Below are 25,109 nucleotides of genomic sequence, written 5' to 3' on the forward strand. Positions count from 1 at the left end.
AAAACAAAAGGGAACGCGGCAAAAAAACGCACGTTCATGCTAAGAGCCCGCCCCACGCTGCAGACAAGCGAAAATGGCCATCCACAGAGCCAATATCGCCATGCCCCGTTCTTCTGTCTCATCTGCGACGGCGCCGGTTTTTCGCATCGACATCCCGCTGCTGCCCGAATCGGCGGTGGGCAACGCACTGCAGTTCATCGACCTCTTGCGCAGCGCCAATCTGCTGGCCGGCTTGCGGGGCGGCGCTGGCTCGCCCCGCCTGGCCTGGCGGCTGCTGGACGCCCAAGGCCAGCCGCTGGCGCACCAGCCGGGCCCGCTGGCGGCCTACACGCAGCCCACGGCGGCACCTGCCGAGGGGCCGGCATTCGCCTGGTTCATTCCCTCCTTCCACGCCGCCGACATCCCCGCCATCCGCAGCGTGGCGTCGCGCCACCGCGCCCTCTCGCGCCAGATCGGCATTGCGCTGGATGCCGGGCACAAGGTGCTCACCGTCGGCAACGGTGCCTGGCTGGCGGCGCAGAGCGGGCGCCTGCAGGGCCGCCGCTGCGGCCTGCCGTGGTTCTACCTGGCCGGGTTTGAGCGCGACTTTCCCGACATCGACCTCGATGCAGGCCACGACCTGACCGATGACGGCCCCTGGCTCAGCTGTGCGTTGCCCCACAGCCTGGGAGAAATGGCCATCGCCCTGGTGCGCCACGCACTGGGCGACGCGCTGGCCCAGACCTGCGCCAGCGTGCTGCGGCCCGACCACGAACGCGCCCGGGCTGCGCTGCAGGCCAACGCGCAGCAACACATCCCCGCCACGCGCGACAGCACCCTGGCCCGCGCCATGGCCTGGATGGAGACCCATCTGGACGAGCCCTACTCGCTGGCCCGGCTGGCCGAGGCGGCGGCGGTGAGCCCGCGCACTTTGCTGCGGCACTTTCAGCTGGAGCTGTCGCAGTCGCCGCTGGACCACCTGCACAGCCTGCGCTGCGCACGCGCCAAGGTGCTGCTGGAGGTGACGCTGGAGAGCGTGCCCAGCATTGCCACGGCCTGCGGCTATGCCGACCCGGCGGCGTTCCGGCGCATCTTTGTGCGCTACACCGGCATGGCACCGGCCGAGTACCGCAAGCGCCATGCACTGCGCGCGCCGCGCAGGCGCTGGCGGGTGGATCTGACGTGAAAGCCCGGTGTTCTCTCGCCTAGCGAGGCAGCGCGTTGCCCGAAGGCAGGCGAAACGCCTCCACCAGCTCGGCCAGCTGCTGCGCCTGCACCCGCAGCCCCTGCGCGGCGGCCGAGGACTCCTCCACCAGCGCGGCGTTCTGCTGGGTCATCTGGTCGAGCTGCGAGACCGCCTCGCCCACCTGGCTCAGGCCCGTGGTCTGCTCGCGGGCCGCAGTGCTGATCTCGCCAATGATGGTGGCCACCTGCTGCACCGAGTTCACGATCTCGCCCATGGTGCCGCCTGCCGCGTGGACCAACTGGGTGCCCTCGTCCACCTGCCGCACGCTGTCGCTGATCAGCCCCCCGATCTCCTTGGCCGCCGTGGCGGAACGCTGCGCCAAGCTGCGCACTTCGCTCGCCACCACCGCAAAGCCCCGCCCTTGTTCGCCAGCACGGGCTGCCTCCACGGCCGCATTCAGCGCGAGGATGTTGGTCTGGAACGCAATGCCATCGATCACGCTGGTGATGTCGGCAATGCGGCGCGACGACAGCGCAATGCCGTCCATGGTGCCCACCACGCGGTCCACCGCCTCGCGCCCGCGCTGGGCCACGCTGCTGGCGCCAGTGGCCAGGGTGCTGGCCTGCGCAGCCGCGTCGGCGCTGTGGCGCACCGTGGCCAGCAGCTCCTCCATGCTGGCGGCGATCTCTTCGAGGTTGGAGGCCGTCTGCTCGGTGCGGGCCGACAGGTCGCTGTTGCCCGCCGCGATCTCGCTGCTGGCACCGGCCACCGAGGTGCTGGCCTGGCGCATGCCCACCACCAGCTCGGCCAGCCGTGCCTGCATGCCCCCCAGGCGCGCCAGCAGGGCCTGCAGCTCGTCGCGGTTGCCCGCCTGCGGCGCGGGCACGGGGGAGGTGAGATCGCCTTCGGCGATGCGGTCGGTCACCTCGGACGCATGGGCCAGGGGCTGCAGGATGGAGCGCGACAGCAGCCAGGCGCAGCCCAGGCTCAGCAGCAAGCCCACCAACGAGCCTGCGGCCAACAGCGTGATGCCCTGGCTCTCGCTGCGGGCGGCAGCCTCGCGGGCCTCGGCCACACGCTGGCGCTGGTACTCGGCCAGCTTGTTCACCGAGGCGGCGTAGGCGTCTGCCGCAGGACGCAGCTGCTTGGCAATGGCGTCGGGCGGCAGGGCCTCGCCCGCCTTGCGGCGCTTGACGAGGTCGTCCCGCACCGTGCGAAAACCGTTGCCCGCCTTGTCGATGGCATCGAACAAGGCCTGCGATTCCGGGTCTGCCGCCAGCTCGTCCAGGCGCTTGCGCACTTCGGACGAGCGGGCCGAGGTGGTCTTGCGGTCGGCGTCGATGCGCGCCGCGTAGTCGGGGTTGTTGTCGATCTCCAGCAGCGTTTCGGCGCGGGCGGAGCTGAGCACCACGATGGCGTGCAGCTCCCGCGCCAGCAGTGCGCGCTCGGACGACGCACCGCCCAGGTCGTCCGCAATGTCCTGCAGCCCGGCCAGCCGCCAGATGCCCACCGCCGCCGACAGGGACATGACGAGGCAGACCACACCAAAAGCCAGGGCCAGGCGGACAGCAACACGTGCGTGGGAGATGGACATGGGAGGCTCTCGTGAGGGTGAATGGGGCAACGCGGGACAGCCGTTGGGAGTGGCAGGCGTTGGGAATGTATCGACAAAAGGTTACAAGTCCTTGAACCGGCCCACAACAGGCCACACCCTGCCGGAGCGCCAAAGCAACAGCCGCAACGCACCAACAAAAAAGGCCGCCACAGTGCAAGACTGTGGCGGCCCTCGGTGCTGATCAGGCGTTGCGCCTGAGGCGGTTCGGTTTATTGCTGCTGTGCGTTTTGCAGCGCAGCAATGCGCTCTTCGATGGGCGGGTGGGTGCTGAACAGCTTGCCAATGCCACCGGCGATGCCCATGGCCGCCACGCTCTTGGGCAGCTCGCCGGGGTGCATGCCACCCAGGCGGGCCAGCGCGTTGATCATGGGCTGGCGGCGGCCCATCAGCTGGGCAGCGCCCGCGTCGGCGCGGAACTCGCGCTGGCGGCTGAACCAGGCCACGATCATCGCGGCCACAAAGCCCAGCACGATGTCGAGCACGATGGTGGTCACGTAGTAGCCGATGCCGGGGCCCGAGCTGTTCTCGTCGTTCTTGCGCAGGAAGCTGTCCACCGCGTAGCCGATCACGCGCGACAGGAACACCACGAAGGTGTTCATCACGCCCTGGATCAGCGTCATGGTCACCATGTCGCCGTTGGCGATGTGGGCCACTTCGTGGCCGATCACAGCCTCGACCTCGTCGCGGGTCATGCCCTGCAGCAGGCCGGTGGACACCGCCACCAGGGCGGAGTTCTTGAACGCGCCCGTGGCGAACGCATTGGGGTCGCCTTCAAAGATGCCGACTTCGGGCATGCCGATCTGGGCCTGGTCGGCGAACTTGCGCACGGTCTCGACGATCCAGCGCTCGTCCGGCGAGCCGGAGCCGTCGATCACGCGCACACCCGAGGTCCACTTGGCCATGGGCTTGCTGATGAGCAGCGAGATGATCGCGCCGCCAAAACCCATGACGAGCGCAAAGCCCAGCAGCGCGCCCAGGTTGAGCCCGTTGGCCGTGAGGTAGCGGTTCACGCCCAGCAGGCTGGCCACCACCCCCAGCACGACAACGACGGCCAGGTTGGTCATCACAAACAAAAGGATCCGCTTCATGGAATGGTTTCTCCGTGGGGTAAACAACAACGAGTGTTTGCAGGCTCAGATGGGGGCCCGGGGCGCCGCTTCAAGCGCCAGCCTCCAGGCGGCGAGGCCGTGGCAGCCCCCCATGGCCGCGATTTCATCGCGCTATGGTAGGTGCAAACCCCGGCCGGGGCCTTATCACACAAGCCTTGGCGGGAATTACGAAACCGCCGCAGCCCGCAAGGGCCGGAACACCTGCGCATCGGCATAGAAGCCCGGCGCTGCATTGGCCGGCCACCAGCCGGGCACGCCCAGCACGGGCAGCGGCGTGAAGGGCTTGCTGGACCATGCCGAGGCCTCCACCTGCCCTGCCAGCCACGCATCCACCTCCGCTATGGAATCAATAGCTGCCGGCGCATGAAATACGTGCGCCACCATGGGTTTTCGCGGAAAAACCAGCTTTTCGAGCAGTGCGTGCCCGAACAGCACCAGCCGGGCCTGGCCCCACAGCGGGTGCAGGTCGGTGAACAGGCGCTGCCAGTCCCTCGCCCGGAGCGCATCCCACAGGGCATCCGGCGCCTGCAACAGCGCGCCGTTTTCATCAAACACCGTGAGCGCATCGCGCAGCGGTCCGCGCACGGCCTGCACGCCATCGGCGGCGATGGCCTGGGCCTGCAGCTGGTTCAGGCGCCGCTTGGTGTGCGGAAACCGCAGCCAGACCAGGCCGTTGAAAAAGTCGTGCAGGTTGTCGCGCGTGGGCACGCGGCGGGTGTCCCAGATGTACTGCTCGTAGGCGGTGCCTTCGGGCAGCGCGGACTGGGGCACAAAGACCATGGGAGCACCCTGCGGCGCTGCGGTCTGCAATGCCTGGTGCACCGATGGGTCATCCTGCAGCAGTTGCTGGGCCAAGGGTTGGCCCAGGCCGCGCCACGGCGCCAGCCAGGGAGCGCTCCAGTCGATGGCGTCGAAGGGCGGACTTACACCAGCCGCCACGGCAGGGCTTCACCGGCGCGCAGGGGCTTGAGTTCGGCTTCGCCAAACGCAAAGCTGTCGGGCGGTGTCCACGACTCGCGGCGCAGGGTGATGGTGGCAGTGTTGCGCGGCAGGCTGTAGAAGTCCGGGCCGTGAAAGCTGGCGAAGCCTTCGAGCTTATCGAGTGCCCCGGCATTGTCGAACGCCTCGGCATACATCTCGATGGCCGCGTGGGCGGTGTAGCAGCCCGCGCAGCCGGTGGCATGCTCCTTGAGGTGCGCCGGGTGCGGTGCACTGTCGGTGCCCAAAAAGAACTTGCTGCTGCCGCTGGTGGCGGCCTGCACCAGGGCCACGCGATGGGTCTCGCGCTTGAGCACCGGCAGGCAGTAGTAATGGGGGCGCACACCGCCGATAAAGATGGCGTTGCGGTTGTACAGCAGGTGGTGCGCGGTGATGGTGGCGGCGGTGAAGCGGTCGGCGCTGGCCACGTAGTCGGCCGCGTCCTTGGTGGTGATGTGCTCGAAGACGATCTTCAGCTCGGGGAAGTCGCGGCGCAGCGGGATGAGCTGCTGCTCGATGAACACGGCCTCGCGGTCGAACAGGTCGATGTCGCTGCTGGTCACTTCGCCGTGCACCAGCAGCAGCATGCCGGCCTTCTGCATGGCTTCCAGCGTTTTATAGGTCTTGCGCAGGTCGGTCACGCCCGCGTCGCTGTTGGTGGTGGCGCCTGCGGGGTAGAGCTTGCAGGCCACCACGCCTGCGGCCTTGGCACGCACGATTTCTTCGGGCGGGAGGTTGTCGGTCAGGTACAGCGTCATCAGCGGCTCAAAGCTCATGCCTGCGGGCACGGCGGCCAGGATGCGCTGCTTGTAGGCCAGGGCCTGCTCGGCCGTGGTGACCGGTGGGCGCAGGTTGGGCATGATGATCGCGCGCCCGAACTGGGCGGCGGTGTGGGGCACGACGGTGTGCAGGGGCTCGCCGTCGCGCACATGCAGGTGCCAGTCGTCGGGGCGGGTGATGGTGAGGGTTTGGGGGGCTGCAGTCATGGGCGTCATTGTCCCATTGCGGACATGCCGCCTACAAACGCTCTCAATTTCATAGCTAGCGAGGCATATGTTCGTGGCGCTACCGCGTGAAATGGCTCATCACGGTAGCGCCAGAGGCAGATCTGCCGGTTTATTCGGCGGTGATCCCTGCGCGTTTGACGACCGCGCCGAACTTCACCATCCGGTCCGCCATCATTTTTTCGAACGCGGCGGGCGACATCTCTTCCGGCACGATCACACCCCGGTCCTTGAGGTTGGCGACCATGGCGGGCGATGTGGCCACTTGGCGCACGGCCTTGTACAGCGTCTGCACCACCGCATCGGGTGTGCCCGCAGGCGCGGCCAGGCCCGTCCAGGAGGTGAGGTTGAGCTCGGGGTGGCCCACCTCGGCCATGGTGGGCACATCGGGCAGTTGCGGCAGGCGCTGGTCGGCCGCCACGGCCAGGGCGCGCACCTTGCCCGCCTGGATGTGCGGCAGCATGATAACCAGGTTGTCGAGGATGAACTGCACCTCGTTGCCCAGCACGCCTGTGATCAGCGGCGTGCCCCCGCGGTAGGGAATGTGCGTGGTGAACACGCCCGTGGAGACCTTGAGCATTTCCACGTTGAGCTGGCCCATGCTGCCCACGCCGCCGCTGCCGTAGTTGAGCTTGCCGGGGTTCTTCTTGGCGTAGTCGATGAACTCCTTGAAGGTCTTGAACGGCAGGCTGCTGTGCACCACCAGCGCGTTGGGCTGGCGGCCCAGGATGGCGATGTTTTCAAAGTCCTTGACGGGGTCGTAGCCGATCTTGGGCTGGGTGAGCGGGTTGGCCAGGTGGCTGCTTTGCGACGACACCACCAGGGTGTAGCCGTCGGCCTTGGAGCGCGCCACATACTGCGCGCCCACCGAGCCACCCGCGCCGGCGCGGTTTTCCACCACGATGGGCACGCCCAGCACGCGCGACAGCGGCTCGGAATACTGGCGCGCCATGATGTCCACCGACCCACCCGGCGGGAAGGGCACCACCAGCGTGATCGGGCGCGAAGGGAACTTGTCTTGCGCCATGGCGGGCAGCGCGGCCAGGCCGGCAAGGCCCAGTCCGGTGGTCAGAAGATGGCGACGGGAAGGTGTGGTGTGCATGACGATCAAAGAACTCAAAAAAGGGGCGGGAGGTACAAGAAATCAGGGGTGTGCCAGCACGGCCAGCGCCACGGCCTGCGCGCGTGGCACAAAGGTGGACAGCTCGCAGTACTCGCGTTCGGTGTGTGCGTGGCCGCCCACCGGGCCCGTAGCGCACAGCGTAGGCACGCCCACCGATGCGGTCAGGCCGCTGTCGGCCGCGCCGCCGGTGAACTCGCCTTGCACCTCAAAGCCCAGCGACCGCGCGCCTTGCTGGTACAGCGCCAGCAGGTCGTCCGGGGTGGGCTTCATGGGCAGGGTGCGGCGCGTGGTGGTGATGCGGCCCTGGGTACGGGGCACGGACTCTTCTTCGACGATGGCACGCACGCGCTCCAGCAGTTCGTCGGGGTTGGTGTCGGCGGTAAAGCGCAGGTCCACCTCAGCGCGGGCGTGTGGGGCCACCATGTTGGGCACGATGCCCCCTTGCACCACGCCCACGTTGCAGGTGACGCCCGTGGCCGGGTCGGTCAGCGCATGCAGCGCAAGGGTCTTGCGGGCCAGGGCTTCGATGGCACTGGCGCCAGCGGCGTGGTTGATGCCTGCATGCGCGGCCACGCCCTGCACCTCGAACTCCACCACCATCGAGCCCTTGCGGCTGGTGACCACGTTGCCGCTGACACGGCCCGGCTCGGCGTTGAACACCACACGCGCCCCCCGCACGCGGGCCATGATGAGGTCACGCGTGGCGGGCGAACCGATCTCTTCATCGCACGAGAAGAACAGGTGCAGCGGCGCCTGCAGGCCGCCGCAGCGCGCAAAGGCCTCGGCCACAAACACGTTGAGCACCAGGCCGGACTTCATGTCGGCCACGCCTGGGCCGTAGGCGCGCCCCGCTTCTTCGCGGTAAGGGCGCTTGGCCACGGTGCCATCGGGAAACACCGTGTCCATGTGCCCCATGAGGATGATGGGCGCTCCACCGGCTGCAGCGCCCTCTGCCGGGTTGACCTGCGCATGCAGCAGCACGCCATAGCCAGGCACGGGCTCAAACTGCACCGGCACACCGGCCGCCTGCAGGCGCTCGGCCAGGGCATGGGCCACGGCCGTCACACCCGCCTCATTGCGGCTGCCGCTCTCGATATTGACCACTTTTTGCAACAGGTCTTGCATGGACTGCTGCTGTCTGGCCAGCCAGTCCAGGACCTGCGCACGCACCGGCAGCAGACCTTCGTTCAGGGTATTGAGCATCGTTGTCCTTGGGCAAGCCCCAGGTAGGGGCAAAATTTGGGTCGCAGTGTTGTACGCGACCCGGGGTTCTGCAACGTATTTTGCACGAATGAGAAGTTTATGAAATCATCATTGCACGAATCCAGCGCCTTGCTGACCGAGCGGCTGGCCCGCCAGGACGCCGACCTGACCGCCAGCGAACGGGCGCTGGCCGAGGCCCTGGGGCGCGACTACCCCCACGCCCTGCTGGAGTCCGCCACCGCCCTCGCTGCGCGCACTGGCACCAGTGCATCGACCGTGGTGCGGCTGTTTGCCAAGCTGGGCTACGGCAGCTATGCCGAGGCCCAGCGCGAGGCGCGGGCCGAGGTCACCGCCCTGCTGCAAACGGCGGGGCAGCGCGCGCCGGTCACCATCGGCACCCGGCGCAGCCTGCAGCAGTGCGTGGACGACGCGCTGCTGCACGACCAGCACAACCTCACCACCACGCGCGACGGACTGGACATGGCGGCCTTCGAGGCCATGGCGGCACGTATCGCACAGGGCAAGGGACGCATCTTTGTGCTGGCGCAGATCAACAGCGCCCCGGTGGCCGCTTGGCTGGCGCTGCACCTGAACATGTGCCGCCCGGGCGTGCACGAACTGGGGGCTGGCGCGGTGGACGCCACCGACCAGCTGCTGTGGATCCAGCCCGAAGATGCCTTGCTGGTCTTCAGCATCCGCCGCTACGCCAGCGGGCCGGTGAAAGTGGCGCAGCGCTTTCGCGACGCAGGGGCCCAGGTGCTGGCCATCACCGACAGCGCCGCTGCGCCCTTGGCCGCGCTGTCCCACCACCGGCTGCAGGTGCGCACATCCAATGCGTCGCCGTTCGACTCCTACACCGCCGCGTTCTTCCTGTGCAATGCGCTGGTGTCGGCCGTGGCCCAGCTGCGGCACAAGGCGGTGTCCGAGGCACTGAAGCGGCGCGACGATCTGTGGACGGATTTCGAGTCGCAACTCATCGTAGAAAGCCCCTCGCCAGCCGGTCGGCGGAGCAAGCGCTAGCCTGCGCGCGGCAGACGTTCAGCCCTGGGTGGCCCCATGAAAAAAGCGCTCCGGAGAGCGCTTTTTTTGTAGCCCCCAACCCTTGCGGCACGGGAGTGCAAGCATTGTTCAGTGCTGCAGGATCTTGTTGAGGAAGTCCTTGGTACGCGGCTGGCGTGCATCGGGGTTGTTGAAGAAGTCGTCCTTGGAGCAGTCTTCCAGGATCTTGCCGCCCACGTCCATGAAGATCACGCGGTTGCTCACCTTGCGGGCAAAGCCCATTTCGTGGGTCACGCACATCATGGTCATGCCTTCGTTGGCCAGGCCCACCATCACGTCCAGCACTTCACCGACCATTTCGGGGTCAAGCGCGGATGTGGGTTCGTCGAACAGCATCACGATGGGGTCCATGCTCAGCGCGCGCGCAATGGCCACGCGCTGTTGCTGACCGCCCGAGAGCTGGCCGGGGAACTTGTCCTTGTGGGCGATCAGGCCCACGCGCTCCAGCATCTTGAGGCCGCGCTTCTTGGCGTCGTCCGCGCTGCGGCCCAGCACCTTGATCTGCGCAATGGTCAGGTTGTCCGTCACCGACAGGTGGGGGAACAGCTCGAAGTGCTGGAACACCATGCCCACGCGGCTGCGCAGCTTGGGCAGGTTGGTGCTGGGGTCATGCAGCTTCACGCCATCGACCGTGATCTCGCCCTTCTGGAAGGGTTCGAGCGCGTTGATGGTCTTGATGAGTGTGGACTTGCCAGAGCCCGAGGGCCCGCAGACCACGACCACTTCACCCTTGTTGATGGTGGCCGAGCACTCGTTGAGCACCTGCACCGGGCCATACCACTTGGATACGTTTTTGAGTTCGATCATTTCTTTTTCCTCAATCCAATCTCTTTTGCACCAGCCTCGATCAGCGGATGATCGCGATCTTCTGGTGCAGGCGCTTGACCGCCCAGGACAGCGCATAGCACATGATGAAGTACAGAACCGCAGCGGCCAGGTACGCCTCGATCGGACGACCAAAGTTCTTGCCCGCCACTTCAAAGCCCTTGAGCATGTCGTAGGCGCCAATGGCATAAACCAGCGACGTGTCCTGGAACAGGATGATGGTCTGGGTGAGCAGCACGGGCAGCATGTTGCGGAACGCCTGGGGCAGCACCACCAGCTTCATGTTCTGGCCGTAGGTCATGCCCAATGCCTGGCCGGCGTACACCTGGCCGCGTGGGATGGACTGGATGCCAGCGCGCATGATTTCGCTGAAGTACGCTGCCTCAAAGGCAATGAAGGTGATGACTGCCGACACTTCCGCGCCAATGGGGCGGCCGATGATGGCGGGCACCAGCAGGAAGAACCACAGAATCACCATCACCAGCGGAATGGAGCGCATGCCGTTGACGTAGATGGTGGCGGGCACATCCAGCCACTTCTTGCCCGACAGGCGCATGAGTGCCAGCACGGTGCCGAACAGCACGCCCCCGATGGTGGCCACCAGCGTGAGGATCAGGCTGAAATACAGCCCCTTGAGCACGAAGTTGGAGATCAGGTCCCAGTTGTAGAAGGAGAAATCGAGATTCATATCAATGCCCCCCTCCGGCCGCGCCACTCACGACCATGCCAGGGATGCGTGCGCGCTTTTCAATGAAGGCCATGATGCGGTTGATCGCAAACGCCGAGATGATGTACAGCGTGGTCACCGCCAGATAGACCTCGATGCCGCGCGAGGTTTCTTCCTGCGCCTGCATGGCGAACATGGTGAGTTCGGCCACCGACACGGCAAACGCCACGGACGAGTTCTTGAAGATGTTCATCGTCTCGCTGGTCAGCGGCGGAATGATGATGCGAAACGCCATGGGCAGCAGCACATAGCGGTAGGTCTGGAAGGTGGTGAAACCCATGGCCATGCCGGCATACCGCTGGCCGCGTGACAGGGCCTGGATGCCCGAACGCACCTGCTCGGCGATACGTGCCGAGGTGAAAAAGCCCAGCGCCAGCACCACCAGCGCAAAACCGGGCACGCCCCGCAGCACCGGGAACAGGCTGGGCAGCACGTGGTACCACAGGAAAATCTGCACCAGCAGCGGAATATTGCGAAACAGCTCGACCCAGGCATTGCCCAGCCGAACGATCATCGGGCGATCCTGCAAGGTGCGCAGCGTACCGATGAATGAACCCAACACAAGCGCCAGCAGCAAGGCCAGCAGCGAAACGGACACCGTCCAGCCCCAGGCCGACAGCATCCAGTCCAGGTAGGTGATCTCGCCGCCTTTGCCAAAGCAGCCCTGCACCACATCCCGGTCCATGGTGTCCTGGCAGAACACCTGCCAATCCCAACTCATAGGAGCACCCCTTTAATTTTTGGTTTTGCGCTGGGGGGCCCACTGGGCCGACCCAACAAAAAAGCCCCTTCAAACCAGCTGGCCGAAGGGGCACAAGCGTTGCAGAGCTTACTTCTTGGCGTAGTCTTCCATGGGCTTGTCGTTAGGCGATGCCCAGGCTGCCTTGGTAGCGTCGGACATCGGCAGGCCGATCTTGGTGTTGGTCGGTGGCACCGGTTGCATGAACCACTTGTCGTACAGCTTGGCCAGCGAGCCGTCGGCGATCTGGCGCTTGATGGAGTCGTCCACAGCCTTCTTGAACGCGGGGTCGTCCTTGCGCAGCATGCAGGCGATGGGTTCCACCGACAGCACTTCGCCCACGATCTTGTAATCGGCAGGGTTCTTGGACTTGGAGATGTTGGCAGCCAGGATGGAGCCGTCCATCACGAACGCGTCAGCACGGCCGGTTTCCAGCATCAGGAAGCTGTCGGCGTGGTCCTTGCCGAACACTTCCTTGAAGTCGATGCCGCCAGCACGTTCGTGCTTGCGCAGGGTCTGCACGGAGGTCGTGCCGGTGGTGGTGGCCACGGTCTTGCCGTTCAGGTCCTTGATCGAGGTGATGCCCGAGTTGGCCTTCACCACGGTGCGCACTTCTTCCACATAGGTGGTCACGGCAAACGCCACGTCCTTTTGGCGGGCGGCGTTGTTGGTGGTGGAGCCGCACTCCAGGTCCACGGTGCCGTTGGTCACCAGCGGAATACGGTTTTGCGAGGTCACGGGCTGGTACTTGATATCCAGCTTGGGCAAGCCCAGTTGCTTCTGGATGTCGTGCAGAACGATCTCGCCCATTTCGGTGTGGAAACCCACGTACTTGCCGTTGCCCAGCGTGTACGAAAGACCCGAAGACTCGCGCACGCCCAGCGTCACGCTGCCGGAGGCCTTGATCTTGGCCAGAGTGTCATTGGCCTGGGCAAATACGCTGCCTGCAGCCAAGGCGGTCACGGCAACCGCGAGCAAATGTTTCTTCATAGGGATCTCCTTGTGTTGAAAACGAAAAAAGGGGGGGATTTTAGAGACAGGGGCCAGCCGGGGGTAACCGGTCAGGACCGCACTCCAAAAAGGGGTAGCACGCAACCAGGGATATTAGTCAGAACGGGACCTGGTCGGTAGGGTATTTCCAGAAGTCGCGCAACAAGTAACTGACCGGCAGGCTCAGCACGGTATTGTTGGGCGGAATGGCCTTGTTGAACCACTTGTCGTAAATCGGGTAAATCTCGCGGCTGGTAATCAGGCGGCGCATTTCCTCGTCCACCAGCTTTTTGAACTCAGGGTCGTTCTTGGGCAGCATGATGGCCAGTGGCTCGGTGGTCATGAAGCGGCCCACCACCTTGAGCGCCTTGGGGTCGGGCCGCCCGGCCGCCAGGCCGTACAGCAGCACGTCGTCCATCACAAACGCATCGGCCTCCCCCTTCTCGACCATCTCGACCGCCTTGGCATGGTCGGGTGCCTCGACGATGGTGATGCCCATCAGGCGCTCGCGGTTGGCCTGGTCGGCCGCCTTCAGGGGCGTCGTGCCCTTGGTGGACACCAGCTTCTTGCCGTTGAGATCCTCCACCCTGTCGATGGTGCTGGAGGACTTGACCAGCAGCCGCGCGCCGGTGATGAAGTGGGGGATGGTGAAGGCCACCTTCTGGCGCCGCTCGGCGTTGTTGGTGGTGGAGCCACACTCCATGTCGGCCTTGCCCTGCTCGATCATGGCGATGCGGTTGGCCGGCGTGACAGGCACCAGCTCGATCTCCATGTCCTTCTTGCCGGTCTTCTTGCGCACCAGCTCGGCCATGCGCAGGCACAGGTCCAGCGCATAGCCCACGGGCTTGCCCGACTGGCTGTCGATGTACGAGAAAGGCACCGAGGATTCACGGTAGGCAATGACCAGCTTGCCACCGCCAGCCACGCGCTCCAGCACGCTGGCCTGCGCAGACGCACCGACCGCACAGCACAGTGCTGCGAGGCCCCAGGCCAATCCCCAATGCTGAACTTTCATACGATGCCTCTGTGAAGGAATGAACCGGGTTTGCAATCTTCGTGCCACCGTGGGGCCCTGCCAAGGCACACGCTGCTATCCACCGATCCGGCGATGGCGCAGACTGTACGTGTCGTTACGGTGAAATTCCAATGCCGTTTGCGCGCACAACTATGCAAAGTGTTTATGTCCGTATTTACCCTTAGCATGAGGCCGCTTGGGCCTGCAGGTAGGTCCACAGCGCCTGCGCCGTGCCTTTGGGGGTGTCCTTGCCATTGGGCTTTTCGCGGTAGGCACGCACATCCATGGTCATCTGCAGGCCTTCGGTATCGGGGGGCGCGGCGCTGACCAGGCGGCGCGAGCGCAGCTCCTTCTTCACGGCGCTGTGGGGCAAGAAGGCCACGCCATGCCCTTCCAGCGCCATGGCCTTGAGACCTTCGGCCATATCGGTCTCGTACACACGCTCCAGGTGAATGGGCGTCTGCGATTGTTTGAGGATGAGTTCGGTCACCCGCCCCAGGTAGGCGCCGGGCGCATAGCCCAGGTAGGGCAGCGGCTGGCCTGCGCGGCCGGGCAGGCGGTGCACGGGCTGGCCATCGGCGTCGGCCTTGCTGTAGGGCGACAACACTTCCTGACCCAGGCTGACCATTTCATACCGATCGGCATCGAGCTGAAAGGGCTGCGAGGGGTGGTGGTATGCGATCAGCAGGTCGCACCCGCCTTCGACCAGGCGCATCACCGCGTCGTGCACATTCAGCGCAATCAGGCGGCTTTTGAACGGGCCGAACTTGTCGTGCAGGCTGGACACCCAGGCCGGGAAGAACGTGAACGCCAGCGTGTGGGGCACGGCGAACTCGATCATGTCCTTGCCTGCGCTGGTGTGCGCGCGCAGCATGGCACGCGTGTTCTGCAGCGACTGGAGCATTTCCAGGGCCTGGTCGTACAGGGTCTTGCCGGCCGGGGTCAGCCGGGTGGGGTAGGAGCTGCGGTCCACCAGGTCGGTGCCGGCCCAGGCCTCCAGCGCCTGGATGCGCCGCGAGAACGCTGGCTGGGTCACATGCCGCAGCTGCGCTGACCGGCTGAAGCTGCGGGTTTCCGCAAGACTGACGAAATCTTCAAGCCACTTGGTTTCCATCGGTGCATTATCCGCGCGCGGGCTACACCGTGCTGGCCGCTGGCATGAGGGTTTACACAGTGCTGACGCGGCGCACCAATGGTGTGCATGCATAGCAACCCATCGCATAATAGAAAGCAGCGCCTACAGCGCTCAGCGTCGAGGCCCCTGGTGCACAACACTGCCGGGCAGGGCGACCCGCATGCTCCCGTGTTTGTTCTCCTCCTTCCCCTGCCCCATGTCCTCCTCCTCCCCCCAAGGGCCTGCGACCGACGCACTGCCCGGCGCCGCGAGTCCCGAGGCCGAGCCCCGCTCGCTGCGCCTTGAAGACTGGCTCACCGTCATCGTCATGGCGGCCCTCGCACTCATCACCTTTGCCAACGTGCTGGTGCGTTACTTCACCAACTCCTCGTTCGCCTGGACCGAAGAAATCTCGGTGTTCCTGATGATCGCGCTGGCGCTCATCGCAGGCTCGGCCGCCGTGGCGCGCGACCAGCACATCCGCATCGAGTACTTTGCCGAGGGCGGCTCTGCCCTGCGCAGCAAGCGCCTGTCCATGCTGGGCGCGGCCACTGTGGCCCTGCTGTTTGGCGTCATCGCCGTTCTGAGCGTGCGCGTGGTGTGGGACGACTACAGCTTTGGCGAAACCTCCCCCGGCATCGGCGTGCCGCAGTGGTGGTATTCGATCTGGCTGCCCGTGTTCTCTGCGCTCATCACGGCACGCGCCATCGGGCTGTTCATCCGCCGCAGCCGCGGCACGGTCAGCGATGCCGCCCCGGCGCACCAGGATGCGCAACCATGATCGCCACGCTGCTGTTTGTGGCCTTTCTGGGCCTGATGTTTGTGGGCGTGCCGATTGGCGCCGCGCTGGGCCTGGCGGGTGCCGCCGCCATCGCGCTGGCCAATGCCGACAGCCAGTGGTTCGGCCTGCTGGCCGTGCCGCAGAACTTCTACGCCGGGCTGGGCAAATACCCGCTGCTGGCCATCCCGATGTTCGTTCTGGTGGGCTCCATTTTTGACCGCTCGGGCGTGGCGCTGCGCCTCGTGAACTTTGCCGTGGCCATCGTCGGGCGTGGCCCGGGCATGCTGCCGCTGGTGGCCATTGCGGTGGCCATGTTCCTGGGCGGCATCTCGGGCTCGGGCCCGGCCAATGCCGCTGCTGTGGGCGGGGTGATGATCGCGGCCATGTCGCGCGCGGGCTACCCGCCCTCGTTCTCGGCCAGCGTGGTGGGGGCCGCTGCAGCCACCGACATCCTGATCCCGCCCTCGGTCGCGTTCATCATCTACTCGGTGCTCGTGCCCGGCGCCTCGGTGCCCGCGCTGTTTGCGGCCGGCATGATCCCGGGCATCCTGGCGGGCGTGGCGCTGATCGTGCCCGCCGTGTGGATGGCGCGCAAGCACAAGATGGGCGCGCTCGAAGCCACCATGCCCCGCCCCCCATTCTGGAAGAGCCTGCGCGAGGCCACCTGGGGCCTGGCCGCACCGGTGCTGATCCTGGGCGGCATGCGGGCCGGTTGGTTCACGCCGACGGAAGCCGCCGTGGTCGCGGTGTTCTACGGCCTCTTTGTGGGCATGGTGATCCACCGCACGATTTCTGTGCGCGACCTGTTCCCCATCTTGCGCGAATCGGGCGAGCTGTCCGCCGTGATCCTCATCGTGGTGTCGCTCGCGGGCATCTTTGCGTATTCGCTGTCCACGCTGGGCGTGATCGACCCGGTGGCCAACGCCATCGTGAACTCGGGCCTGGGCGAGTACGGCGTGCTGGCGCTGCTCATCGTGCTGCTGATCACGGTGGGCATGTTCCTTGACGGCATCTCGATCTTCCTGATCTTTGTGCCGCTGCTCTTGCCCATCATGCAGCACTACAAGTGGGACCCGGTGTGGTTTGGCGTCATCCTCACGCTCAAGGTGGCTCTGGGCCAGTTCACCCCGCCACTGGCCGTGAACCTGATGGTGTCTTGCCGCATTGCCGGTGTGCGCATGGAATCGACCGTGCGCTGGGTGGGCTGGATGCTGTTCGCCATGTTCCTTGTGATGGTGGCCGTGATCGCCTTCCCGCAACTGGCCCTGTGGCTGCCCGCCAAACTGGGCTACTGACCCCTTGCCGACGAATTTCTAACCAGGAGACTGAAACAATGAAACTGCGCACCATCCTCACTTCCGCCGTGGCCGCTGCCGCCGCCCTGGCGTTCACCGCCCCAGCCGCCATCGCGCAGACCGCGTACAAGAGCGAGTACCGCATGTCGCTGGTGCTGGGCACGGCCTTTCCCTGGGGCAAGGGCGGCGAGCTGTGGGCCAACAAGGTGCGCGAGCGCACCCAGGGCCGCATCAACATCAAGCTCTACCCCGGGGTGTCGCTGATCCAGGGCGACCAGACGCGCGAGTTCAGCGCCCTGCGCCAGGGCGTGATCGACATGGCCGTGGGCTCTACCATCAACTGGTCGCCCCAGGTCAAGCAGCTCAACCTTTTCTCGCTGCCCTTCCTGTTCCCCGACTACGCTGCCGTCGATGCAGTGACGCAAGGCGACGTGGGCAAGCAGATCTTCACCACGCTGGAGAAGGCAGGTGTCGTGCCGCTCGCCTGGGGTGAGAACGGCTACCGCGAAATCTCCAACTCCAAGCTGGCCATCAAGAGCCCCGCCGACCTCAAGGGGCTGAAGATCCGCGTGGTGGGCTCGCCCCTGTTCCTGGACACCTTCACCGCGCTGGGCGCCAACCCCACACAAATGAGCTGGGCCGACGCGCAGCCCGCCTTTGCCAGCGGCGCCGTGGACGGCCAGGAAAACCCCATCGCCGTGTACCAGGCCGCCAAGCTGCATACCGTGGCGCAGAAGCACATCACCATGTGGGGCTACGTGAACGACCCGCTGGTGTTCGTGGTGAACAAGGACATCTGGGCTTCGTGGACCCCTGCAGACCGCGAGATCGTGAAGCAGGCCGCCATCGACGCCGGCAAGGAAGAAATCGCCATCGCCCGCAAGGGCATGGTCGAGGCCGACAAGCCCCTGCTCAAGGAAATCGCCGCCAACGGCGTGACCGTCACGCAGCTGTCCGCCGCCGAGCGCGACGCGTTCGTGAAGGCCACGCGCCCCGTGTACGAAAAGTGGAAGGGCCAGATCGGCGCCGACCTCGTGGGCTCTGCCGAGAAGGCCATTGCTGCACGCAAGAAGTGACCCTTGAGTGGGCCCGTCCGTCACCGGTGCGAGCAATCGCCCGGTGTTTGCCAAAGCCCCGCCATGGCGGGGCTTTTTGCTGGGCGTGCGCGAAAGCGACAGCTGGGGACGCGCCCGCGATTTCACTATCCAATTAATAGCATCCAAGGCATATTGCACTAGCGCTACCAGCCACTTTCACTTCAAACCATCGGGAACTGGGTGCTTGACCGCGTTTTTGCGCAGCTTGTGCTCCACGGCCTCGGCCAGGTCCACGCCCGCGTGGTCCGCGAGCTGCAGCAGGTACAGCAGCACGTCGGCCACCTCATCGGCAATGGGCTCCTTCAGCGCTGGGTCCTCACGCACGGCGAGCGACTGTTCCGGCGTCATCCACTGAAAGATCTCGGCCAGCTCGGCCGCCTCGACCATCAGCGCCATCGCCAGGTTCTTGGGGGTGTGGAACGGCTGCCACTGCCGCTGTGCCGCAAACACGCGCAACCGGGCCTGCAGCTCCGTCAGATCGACAGACATTTCATTGCTCCTGATTCAATAGCTACAAGCGCTTATTCCACCTGCGCTAGCGGCCTGAAAGATCTGAAACCCATCACACCGGCGTGACCGGTGCCTCGCCCGCCAGGTGGCGCCGGGCGTTCTCCATGAACCGGTCTACCGAGGCCTGCACGGCCTCGGGCGACCAGCCCGCCACGTGCGGTGTGAGCACCACGTTGTCCAGGTCCAGCAGCTCGGCCGGGGGCGCGGGCTCGCTCTCGTACACATCCAGGCCCGCTGCGGCGATGCGGCCTTCGCGCAGCGCGGCGGCCAGGGCAGCGGTGTCGATCACGCTGCCGCGGGCGATGTTGACCACCACGCCACGCGGGCCCAGCGCATTCAACACGTCTGCGTTGACCAGATGTTTGGTGCCCGCGCCGCCGGGCGTGGCGATGACAAGAAAGTCTGCCCACTCGGCCAGCGCTGCCACATCGGCAAAGTAGCGGTAAGGCACATCGGTGCGTGCACTGCGGTTGTGGTAGCCCACCTCGATCTCGAAGCCCAGCGCGCGCTGGGCAATCTTCTTGCCGATGGTGCCCAGGCCGATGATGCCCAGCCGCTTGTGCGACACGTTGGGCGGCAGCGGCAAGGCCGTGCGCCAGATGCCGGCGCGGGTGGCCTTGTCCAGCGGCAGGATGCGGCGCTGCGCCGCGATCAGCAGGCCCCAGGTGTGGTCGGCCACGCAGTCGTCGTTGGTGCCTGCACCGGTGGCCACCACAATGCCGCGCGCCTTGGCATGGGCCGCCGCCACGTTCTCGTAGCCTGCGCCCAACGCGCAGATGAGTGTGAGCGCGGGCAGCGCATCGATCTGCGCCGGGCTCAGGCCCACCGCACCGATGGTGAGCACCACACGCACGCGGCTGCCGTGCTGCGCGATGGCGGTGGCGGCCTGCGGTGCATCGGGGGCGTAGATCACTTCAAAGGTCTGGGCCATCTGCGCGATGTGCTCTTCAGACAAAAACATGAGGGCAAGAAGGACGGGCTTCATGGATGACAAATCGCGAAACAAATGAAAGAGAGAAGGATGCCGCTCAGGCGGCAGCATCGCTTTGCTGGAGCGACCACATGCTGGCGTAGCGGCCACCGAGGGCCAGGAGCTGCGCGTGCGTGCCGCGCTCGATGATGCGGCCCGCGTCCATGACCAGGATCTCGTGCGCGTCCACCACCGTGGACAGGCGGTGGGCAATCACCAGCGTGGTCTTGTTCTGCGCCACGCCCTGCAGCTCGGCCTGGATGGCGCGCTCGTTGGCGGAGTCCAGCGCGCTGGTGGCCTCGTCAAAGATCAGGATGGGCGGGTTCTTGAGCAAGGTGCGGGCAATCGCCACGCGCTGCTTTTCACCGCCCGAAAGCTTGAGCCCCCGCTCGCCGACCATGGTGGCGTAGCCCTTGGGTGTGCTGGCGATGAAGTCGTGGATGCGCGCGGCGCGGGCGGCGGATTCGATCTCGTCCTGCGCGGCGCCAGGGCGGCCATAGGCGATGTTGTAGGCCACGTTATCGTTGAACAGCACCGTGTCCTGCGGCACGATGCCAATCGCCTGGCGCACGCTGGCCTGCGTCACGCTGCGGATCTCCTGCCCCGCAATGGTGATGCGCCCCTGCTGGATGTCGTAGAAGCGGAACAGCAGCCGCGCCAGCGTGCTCTTGCCCGAGCCCGAGGGCCCCACCACCGCCACCGTCTTGCCCGCCGGGATCTCGAAGCTGATGCCTTGCAGGATGGTGCGCCCGCCCTTGGCGTCATAGGCAAACACCACGTCCTCGAAACGCACGGTGGGCTGGTCCAGCCCCGCCAGCGGCTGGGCGCCAGGGGCGTCGGCCACCTCGCGCTCCTTGTCCATCAGCGTGAACATCTTGTCCAGGTCGGTCAGGCTCTGCTTGATCTCGCGGTAGATCACGCCCAGGAAGTTGAGCGGGATGTACAGCTGGATCATGAAGGCATTGACCATGACCAGGTCGCCCAGCGTCATGCGGCCATCGACCACGCCCTGCGTTGCGCGCCAGAGCATGGCCACCAGGCCCACGGCAATGATGAGCTGCTGGCCGGTGTTGAGCAGCGACAGCGTGGTCTGGCTTTTCAGCCGCGCGCGGCGCAGACGCTCCAGGCTTTCGTCATAGCGGCGGGCCTCGAAGCCTTCGTTGTTGAAGTACTTCACCGTCTCGTAGTTGAGCAGCGAATCCACGGCCTTGGAATGCGCGGCCGAGTCGAACTCGTTGGCCTCGCGGCGGAACTGGGTGCGCCACTCGGTCACCAGCACCGTGAAGAGGATGTACAGCGCCAGCGCCGCCAGCGTGATCCACGCAAACCAGGCGTCGAACTTGATGGCCAGCACCGACAGCACCAGCACCACCTCAACCAGGGTGGCGACCACGTTGAACAGCGTGAACGAGATCAGCGACTCGATGCCGCGCACACCGCGCTCGATGTCACGCGTCATGCCACCCGTCTGCCGCTCCAGGTGAAACCGCAGGCTCAGGGCGTGCAGGTGCTCAAAGGTCTGCAGCGCAATCGAGCGCGCTGCGCCCTGCGTGGCCTTGGCAAACACCAGCTCGCGCAGCTCGGTGAACAGCGAGGTGGACAGCCGCAGCGCGCCGTAGGCCACCAGCAGCCCCACCGGCACCACCAGCAGCGCGGCGGGGTCGCCCGGCTTCAGGCTCATGGCATCGACCAGCGTCTTGAGCAGGATGGGCACGCCCACGTTGGCGAACTTGGCGCCCACCATGAAGACGATGGCGGCTATCACGCGCCATTTGTATTGCCACAGGTAGGGCAGCAATCGGTGCAGGGTGACCCAGTCCGACTGGGCCGGTGCGGGACTGGCGGCCGTGCCACTGGCGGTGGCACCGGGCGCGCTGGCGGCGGCAGGGGGGGAGGTTTCGCCGTGGTGGCGCATGGGGGACAATTCCGGTTGTTGTTTTTACCGACCTGGCTGATGCCCAGGTGGCTTTTTCAGGGCGCGAGGCCTTGTGAAACCACCGGTTTCCCCAAGGATTGGCTCAGCCCCAACCGAGATTGTGCCCATGTCTGCCGTTTTCAGCCCACCACCCGCCGCATTGCCCACCGACAAGGAGCTGGTGCTCAAGGTCATCCCCATGCCCGCCGACACCAACGGCAATGGCGACATCTTTGGCGGGTGGGTGATGGCGCAGGTCGACCTGGCGGGCTCCGTGCTGCCCGCGCGTTACATCCAGGGCCGCATGGCCACGGTGGCGGTCAATGAATTCATCTTCAAGCAGCCCGTGCGCGTGGGCGACATCCTGTCGTTCTTCTCGGCCATCACGCGCGTCGGCAACACCTCGGTCACCGTGGAGGTGGAGGTGTATGCCGAGCGTTTTTCTGCCCAGGGGCAGTATGTGAAAGTGACGGAGGCGCGCCTGACCTATGTGGCCATCGACCACCAGGGCAGGCCGCGCCCGGTGCCCAAGCACAACGCGCCTGCGTGAGCCACCGAACGGAATCGAGCGGACTGACCGCGCCTATCGGGGCGCAGCTGTGAGTGCAGATCAGGCTGCCAGCGCGGCTGGCTCAGCCCTCAAGGGGGCTGCTGCCCGCTGTGTGCTGCTGGACGACGATGCGGAAAAACCGGCCTCGATCTCTCCCGCCAGCTGTCCACCCTCTTCCACCACCAGTTTGCCGTAGCGGATCTTGCCGTTGACCTTGCCGGTGCTGTAGATCACCAGCTTTTGCCGCACGGTGAGCGTGCCGTTGAACTCGCCGTGGATCTCGGCAATGTCGATCTCAGCCGAGCCCTTGAAGGCGCCGTGCTCCGAGATCTGGATCACGCGCGAATCCATCGTCGCCTCGACCGTGCCTTCGACCACGAGCGTGTCGCAGTCGGTGATCTCCACGCCCTTGAGCTTGATGTTCGGGCCCACCGTGAGCTTGCTGCCCGAGCTGTCGCTGGCACTGGCCGACTTGGGGGCAGATGGAGCAGGCACCGGCTGCGCAGGTGCGGCGCTGCTGGCCGCCGTGCCGCCCAATACGGAGCCTGAGGTGGTGCTGCTGCGGGGTTGGAACGACTCGGGTTCACGCTTGCCAAAGAAAGGGTTTTGCACGGCCATCAGATCTCCTTGAAAAGAGAGTCATCGTAGGTTTCGTGCCCCTGGAAAGATGCCTTCGTTACGCAAGAACGGTAACCAAACGGTTCTCTCGTAGCATGCGCTTGCAAGGCTTGCGGGATCACACATCCCGCGCACGGCAGCACGCCCGGATCAAGAAACGATGTACGCCGCAGCCCCCGCCGACATGATCTGCCCATCCGGCCCCAGAAACTCCATGCGCGTCGTGGCGACACGCGAGCCCAGCCGCAACACATGCGCGCGCAGCTCAAAGTGGCTGCCAATGCCCGGGCGCAGGTAGTCGATGCGCAGGTCGATGGTGCCCAGCTTGGCAAAGCGGTGCAGGCGCTGCTCGGGCGGCTCGTCCAGGTGCTTGGCGCCAATCGCAGCCATCACGGCCAGGCCGCCCATGGCGTCGAGCCCCGCACTGATCACGCCACCGTGGATGCGGTTGTAGGCGTAGTGACCCACCAGGTCGGGCTTCATGTCGATGCGTCCCACCACGCCGTCAGGCGCCAGGGCGGTGACCTTGAGCCCCAGGACCTGGTTGAACACGATCTTTTCTTCAAAGATGGACTTGAGCCCGGCGATGAACTCGGGCTCAAAAGCCTGTGGCTGGGGGGAAATGGTTTTGCTCATGGTGTGCTGTGTGCGGACCTGCAGCGCGCTGCGCCCACCGGTCCGATGACTCCTGTTTTTATAGCTACTGGCGCTTGATACACAAGCACCTGCGGCCATTTTGGCTCAAAACTCGCCGTGACGCCCTTGCCCGGCCGCAAAACGCGAGGCGCCGCGCAGCGCGTCGGCCAGGCATTCGCGGCCACCCGCCCACTCCTTCAGCAAGGCCTGCTGCAAAGGCAAGCCCTCGGCGTCCAGCGCACTGGCGCGGTCTGCTCGCAGGGTGGCCTGCGGGAAGGCGGCCAACTGATGTGCCAGGGCCAGGGCTGCCTCCAGCGCCTGCCCGGCAGGCACCACGCGGTTGCACAGCCCCATGCGCAGGGCTTCGGCAGATTCCACCTTGCGCCCGGTCAGGATCAGGTCGAGCGCGTGCGACAGCCCGACAAGGCGCGGCAGGCGCACGGTGCCGCCATCGATCAGCGGCACGCCAAAACGGCGGCAGAACACGCCCATGTAGGCGTCCTCCGCCATCACGCGCAGGTCGCACCACAGTGCCAGCTCCATGCCGCCGGCCACAGCGGCGCCTTCGATCGCTGCGATCACCGGCTTGGACAGATGCAGGCGACTCGGCCCCATGGGCCCAGGCGGGTGTACCGCATCGGCCGTGAAGTCCAGCGTCTCGGCGAGCGCCTCGGGCGTGACGCCGTCGGCCAGCAGACGCGCGCCAGACTGCAGATCCCAGCCCGCACAAAAATGCCCGCCAGCGCCCTGGAACACCGCCACATTGGCGCTTTCATCGTGCTCAAAGGCCAGAAAGGCCGCATGCAGCGCGCGGGCGGTGTGGGCGTCCACCGCGTTGCGCACATCAGGCCGGCGCAATGTCACCAGCGTGACACCACCTTGCGTTTCAACCTCTACGGACATGCGGCTCTCCTGTGGTCCGGTGCTCAGAACCTGTTCACCCACCCGACGTTACTCCTATTGCGCAGGGTGCAGCGCTGCGTCAATATCCGCCGCTACCCGCTCGCCCACCCCATCAGGGTTAGCCCCGAGTGCGGTATGCACAGCACGCGTGCACCATTATTTATGCAAAGCAATCGCTTTGTAAAAATAATCTGCAGGACCTGCGCAAGCAACGATGCACCTGGCACATGCCCACAAGGCATATGCCCCGCTCTTACCCGCTTTGCGTATCACTTATTCTGGAGAGCCAGTGTGCAATTTGTGCAACTGTTGATCAGCGGTGTCTCCCAGGGGTGCATCTACGGCCTGATCGCGCTGGGCTTCGTGCTCATCTACAAGGCCACGGAGACCGTGAGCTTCGCCCAGGGCGAACTCATGATGCTCGGCGCCTTCTGCGGGCTGGCACTCATGACGGTGCTGGGCTTTCCCTTCTGGGTGGCCGTGCTCGCCAGCATCCTGGCCATGGGCTGCTTTGGCGTGGTGCTGGAGCGCGCCGTGATCCGTCCCATCCTGGGCCAGCCCGCCTTCTCCATCGTCATGCTCACCATCGGCATCGGCTACGTGCTGCGTGGGCTGGTGACCATGATCCCCAACATCGGCACCGAGACGCACACGCTGCCCGTGCCCTACAAGGACCTGTCGTTTCGCCTCGGTGCGCTGGTGCTCAATGCCGAGCAGCTGGTGGTGATCGGCGCCACCGGCGTGTTGTGTGTGCTGCTGTTTGCCATGTTCCGCTACAGCAAGCTGGGCATCGCCATGCAGGCGTCGTCGCAGAACCAGCTGGCCGCCTACTACATGGGCATTCCGGTGCAGCGGCTCAACGGCCTGGCCTGGGGCCTGGCCGCCGCTGTGGCGGCGGTGGCGGGCCTGCTGCTGGCGCCCATTACCTTCGTGCACGCCAATATGGGACTGATCGGCCTCAAGGCCTTCCCGGCCGCCGTGGTCGGTGGGTTCGGTAGCCTGCCGGGCGCCATCGTCGGCGGACTGGTGATCGGCATCGTCGAATCGCTCTCTGGCTTCTATCTGCCCGATGGGTTCAAGGACACGGCCGCGTACATCGTGGTGCTGATCATGCTGATGGTCAAACCCAACGGACTGTTCGGCGAGAAGCTGAAAAAGAAAGTCTGAC

25 protein-coding genes are annotated in these 25,109 nt (G+C 65.6%); 7 read left to right on the forward strand and 18 right to left on the reverse strand.

The window, feature by feature from the left end; translation table 11 throughout:
• Positions 1-100: 100 nt before the first annotated feature.
• The gene (locus ACTJKQ_RS00480; RefSeq protein WP_440595673.1) at positions 101-1,165 is read left to right on the forward strand and encodes a GlxA family transcriptional regulator; all 1,065 of its coding nucleotides are present in this window, start codon (positions 101-103) and stop codon (positions 1,163-1,165) included.
• A 19-nt stretch (positions 1,166-1,184) separates the two neighbouring features.
• Here the strand turns inward: ACTJKQ_RS00480 and ACTJKQ_RS00485 are convergent, their stop codons facing one another.
• The 6 genes from ACTJKQ_RS00485 to ACTJKQ_RS00510 form a co-directional block, all read right to left on the reverse strand.
• Complete coding sequence (locus ACTJKQ_RS00485; protein ID WP_056059331.1) at positions 1,185-2,759, reverse strand: methyl-accepting chemotaxis protein; 1,575 nt, start codon at positions 2,757-2,759, stop codon at positions 1,185-1,187.
• A 230-nt stretch (positions 2,760-2,989) separates the two neighbouring features.
• Positions 2,990-3,868 carry a protease HtpX gene (gene htpX, locus ACTJKQ_RS00490; RefSeq protein ID WP_056059333.1) on the reverse strand — a complete coding sequence of 293 codons (879 nt, stop codon included), beginning with the start codon at positions 3,866-3,868 and terminating at the stop codon, positions 2,990-2,992.
• Positions 3,869-4,054: 186 nt separating this feature from the next.
• Positions 4,055-4,828: a DUF3025 domain-containing protein gene (locus tag ACTJKQ_RS00495; RefSeq protein WP_440595674.1), complete on the reverse strand. Its 774-nt coding sequence runs from the start codon at positions 4,826-4,828 to the stop codon at positions 4,055-4,057.
• Positions 4,813-5,853, reverse strand: a complete 1,041-nt coding sequence (pyrC, locus tag ACTJKQ_RS00500) for a dihydroorotase (RefSeq protein WP_440595675.1) — start codon at positions 5,851-5,853, stop codon at positions 4,813-4,815. Before pyrC ends, ACTJKQ_RS00495 begins: the two co-directional genes overlap by 16 nt.
• Before the next feature lie 130 nt (positions 5,854-5,983).
• Positions 5,984-6,973, reverse strand: a complete 990-nt coding sequence (locus ACTJKQ_RS00505; RefSeq protein WP_099731250.1) for a Bug family tripartite tricarboxylate transporter substrate binding protein — start codon at positions 6,971-6,973, stop codon at positions 5,984-5,986.
• Between the two features lie 42 nt (positions 6,974-7,015).
• Positions 7,016-8,197: a M20 family metallopeptidase gene (locus ACTJKQ_RS00510; protein ID WP_056059337.1), complete on the reverse strand. Its 1,182-nt coding sequence runs from the start codon at positions 8,195-8,197 to the stop codon at positions 7,016-7,018.
• 99 nt (positions 8,198-8,296) lie between these two features.
• Here ACTJKQ_RS00510 and ACTJKQ_RS00515 point away from each other — a divergent pair, with 99 nt between their 5' ends.
• Positions 8,297-9,217 carry a MurR/RpiR family transcriptional regulator gene (locus tag ACTJKQ_RS00515; RefSeq protein WP_146869987.1) on the forward strand — a complete coding sequence of 307 codons (921 nt, stop codon included), beginning with the start codon at positions 8,297-8,299 and terminating at the stop codon, positions 9,215-9,217.
• A gap of 108 nt (positions 9,218-9,325) precedes the next feature.
• Here the strand turns inward: ACTJKQ_RS00515 and ACTJKQ_RS00520 are convergent, their stop codons facing one another.
• The 6 genes from ACTJKQ_RS00520 to ACTJKQ_RS00545 form a co-directional block, all read right to left on the reverse strand.
• Positions 9,326-10,063, reverse strand: coding sequence for an amino acid ABC transporter ATP-binding protein (locus tag ACTJKQ_RS00520; RefSeq protein ID WP_056059339.1), 738 nt, complete (start codon positions 10,061-10,063; stop codon positions 9,326-9,328).
• 40 nt (positions 10,064-10,103) lie between these two features.
• Positions 10,104-10,769, reverse strand: a complete 666-nt coding sequence (locus ACTJKQ_RS00525; protein WP_056059987.1) for an amino acid ABC transporter permease — start codon at positions 10,767-10,769, stop codon at positions 10,104-10,106.
• A 1-nt stretch (position 10,770) separates the two neighbouring features.
• On the reverse strand, positions 10,771-11,529 hold the full coding sequence (locus ACTJKQ_RS00530; protein ID WP_440595676.1) for an amino acid ABC transporter permease: 759 nt from the start codon (positions 11,527-11,529) through the stop codon (positions 10,771-10,773).
• A 108-nt stretch (positions 11,530-11,637) separates the two neighbouring features.
• Complete coding sequence (locus tag ACTJKQ_RS00535; RefSeq protein WP_056745312.1) at positions 11,638-12,537, reverse strand: amino acid ABC transporter substrate-binding protein; 900 nt, start codon at positions 12,535-12,537, stop codon at positions 11,638-11,640.
• A gap of 118 nt (positions 12,538-12,655) precedes the next feature.
• Entirely contained in the window at positions 12,656-13,552 is an 897-nt protein-coding gene (locus ACTJKQ_RS00540) for an amino acid ABC transporter substrate-binding protein (protein ID WP_056059343.1), read from the reverse strand.
• Between the two features lie 181 nt (positions 13,553-13,733).
• Positions 13,734-14,666, reverse strand: coding sequence for a LysR family transcriptional regulator (locus ACTJKQ_RS00545; RefSeq protein ID WP_056745314.1), 933 nt, complete (start codon positions 14,664-14,666; stop codon positions 13,734-13,736).
• Positions 14,667-14,883: 217 nt separating this feature from the next.
• Here ACTJKQ_RS00545 and ACTJKQ_RS00550 point away from each other — a divergent pair, with 217 nt between their 5' ends.
• From ACTJKQ_RS00550 to ACTJKQ_RS00560, 3 genes are read left to right on the forward strand one after another with little or no spacing between them, the layout of a single operon-like run.
• Positions 14,884-15,447, forward strand: coding sequence for a TRAP transporter small permease (locus ACTJKQ_RS00550; protein WP_440595677.1), 564 nt, complete (start codon positions 14,884-14,886; stop codon positions 15,445-15,447).
• Positions 15,444-16,742 (forward strand): TRAP transporter large permease, encoded by a 1,299-nt coding sequence (locus ACTJKQ_RS00555; protein ID WP_056745317.1) that lies wholly within the window; start codon positions 15,444-15,446, stop codon positions 16,740-16,742. Before ACTJKQ_RS00550 ends, ACTJKQ_RS00555 begins: the two co-directional genes overlap by 4 nt.
• Positions 16,743-16,780: 38 nt before the next feature.
• Positions 16,781-17,818, forward strand: a complete 1,038-nt coding sequence (locus ACTJKQ_RS00560; protein WP_440595678.1) for a DctP family TRAP transporter solute-binding subunit — start codon at positions 16,781-16,783, stop codon at positions 17,816-17,818.
• A 177-nt stretch (positions 17,819-17,995) separates the two neighbouring features.
• Here the strand turns inward: ACTJKQ_RS00560 and ACTJKQ_RS00565 are convergent, their stop codons facing one another.
• The 3 genes from ACTJKQ_RS00565 to ACTJKQ_RS00575 form a co-directional block, all read right to left on the reverse strand.
• Positions 17,996-18,328 (reverse strand): nucleotide pyrophosphohydrolase, encoded by a 333-nt coding sequence (locus tag ACTJKQ_RS00565; protein ID WP_440595679.1) that lies wholly within the window; start codon positions 18,326-18,328, stop codon positions 17,996-17,998.
• Positions 18,329-18,401: 73 nt separating this feature from the next.
• The gene (locus ACTJKQ_RS00570) at positions 18,402-19,334 is read right to left on the reverse strand and encodes a 2-hydroxyacid dehydrogenase (protein ID WP_440595680.1); all 933 of its coding nucleotides are present in this window, start codon (positions 19,332-19,334) and stop codon (positions 18,402-18,404) included.
• A gap of 43 nt (positions 19,335-19,377) precedes the next feature.
• Entirely contained in the window at positions 19,378-21,234 is a 1,857-nt protein-coding gene (locus ACTJKQ_RS00575) for an ABCB family ABC transporter ATP-binding protein/permease (RefSeq protein WP_440595681.1), read from the reverse strand.
• Between the two features lie 127 nt (positions 21,235-21,361).
• Between ACTJKQ_RS00575 and ACTJKQ_RS00580 the strand changes: the two genes are divergently transcribed.
• Entirely contained in the window at positions 21,362-21,784 is a 423-nt protein-coding gene (locus tag ACTJKQ_RS00580; protein WP_015012492.1) for an acyl-CoA thioesterase, read from the forward strand.
• A gap of 60 nt (positions 21,785-21,844) precedes the next feature.
• Here the strand turns inward: ACTJKQ_RS00580 and ACTJKQ_RS00585 are convergent, their stop codons facing one another.
• From ACTJKQ_RS00585 to ACTJKQ_RS00595, 3 genes are all read right to left on the reverse strand, one after another.
• A complete protein-coding gene (locus ACTJKQ_RS00585; RefSeq protein WP_056059359.1) occupies positions 21,845-22,402 on the reverse strand; it encodes a bactofilin family protein in 558 nt (185 codons plus the stop codon).
• A gap of 150 nt (positions 22,403-22,552) precedes the next feature.
• Positions 22,553-23,038, reverse strand: a complete 486-nt coding sequence (locus tag ACTJKQ_RS00590; protein WP_440595682.1) for a thioesterase family protein — start codon at positions 23,036-23,038, stop codon at positions 22,553-22,555.
• Between the two features lie 105 nt (positions 23,039-23,143).
• Positions 23,144-23,941, reverse strand: a complete 798-nt coding sequence (locus ACTJKQ_RS00595) for a crotonase/enoyl-CoA hydratase family protein (RefSeq protein WP_440595683.1) — start codon at positions 23,939-23,941, stop codon at positions 23,144-23,146.
• Between the two features lie 291 nt (positions 23,942-24,232).
• On the opposite strand from ACTJKQ_RS00595, the gene ACTJKQ_RS00600 reads away from it, so the two are divergent.
• Positions 24,233-25,108 carry a branched-chain amino acid ABC transporter permease gene (locus ACTJKQ_RS00600; protein ID WP_440595684.1) on the forward strand — a complete coding sequence of 292 codons (876 nt, stop codon included), beginning with the start codon at positions 24,233-24,235 and terminating at the stop codon, positions 25,106-25,108.
• Position 25,109: the final 1 nt, after the last annotated feature.

It is taken from the genome of Acidovorax sp. 22279, from assembly GCF_052045435.1.
GTDB lineage: Bacteria > Pseudomonadota > Gammaproteobacteria > Burkholderiales > Burkholderiaceae_C > Acidovorax > Acidovorax delafieldii.